Source organism: Mesorhizobium sp. M7A.F.Ca.CA.001.10.2.1, from assembly GCF_003998575.1.
GTDB lineage: Bacteria > Pseudomonadota > Alphaproteobacteria > Rhizobiales > Rhizobiaceae > Mesorhizobium.
Map to the genome: position 1 here is coordinate 1 of NZ_RZQY01001381.1, position 417 is coordinate 417.

Annotated in this window: 1 protein-coding gene; it reads right to left on the reverse strand. The window is 64.0% G+C overall.

Features of this window, described 5'->3' with window-relative positions:
- A partial coding sequence (locus EN964_RS37195; protein ID WP_245490777.1) for an N-acetylmuramoyl-L-alanine amidase occupies positions 1-417 on the reverse strand: 417 nt, incomplete at both ends.

Genomic DNA, 417 nt, shown 5'->3' on the forward strand with positions numbered 1-417 from the left:
GCCTCGAACAGCGTCCGCCACGGAAACTTCTCGCCGGGATCGATCTTGCGCCCCGGCGCAACATCAGAATGCGCGAGTACCCGCTCGGCGGCGATCGAATGCCGACCGGCGATCCCACGGCACAGCGCGATCACCGCATCGATCTGCCGCCGGGGAAAACCGGGATAGCCCAGCGAATGCCCTGGATTGACGATCTCGATGCCGACCGAACAGGAATTGATGTCGGCCCGTCCGAACCACGAACTCTTGCCGGCATGCCAAGCGCGGTCGCTTTCCCTGACCATCTGCACGATATGGCCATTCTCGTGGACGAGATAATGTGACGAGACCTCGCTGGCCGGGTCGCAAAGCCAGGCCTCGGCCCCGGCGCCGGTCGCCATACCGGTGTAGTGCAGCACGATCATGTCAGGCCCTGTC